Source organism: Peribacillus sp. SIMBA_075, from assembly GCF_046534585.1.
In genome coordinates this window covers 1-238 of the sequence record NZ_JAWRYN010001535.1, presented here as the reverse complement: position 1 = coordinate 238, position 238 = coordinate 1, and the positions used below count along the sequence as shown (strand labels likewise).

Genomic DNA, 238 nt, shown 5'->3' with positions numbered 1-238 from the left:
CTTCGTGATGCAAAATGGTCTAATGGTGACCCTGTTAAAGCAGAAGATTTCGAATATGCTTGGAAATGGGCATTAGATCCTAAAAATGAATCTCAATATGCTTACCAGCTTTACTATATTAAAGGTGCTGAAGCAGCAAACAAAGGGAAAGCGAAAGTTGCTGATGTTGGCATTAAAGCTAAAGACGACAAAACGCTTGTAGTTGAGCTTGAGAACCCAACACCGTTCTTTACTGAAC

The 238-nt window shown here is 39.5% G+C and carries 1 protein-coding gene; it reads left to right on the top strand.

Going from position 1 to position 238, the window contains the following annotated elements:
• Positions 1–238, top strand: a 238-nt coding sequence (locus tag SB775_RS33550; protein ID WP_410865627.1) for an ABC transporter substrate-binding protein, incomplete at both ends; no start/stop codon positions are given.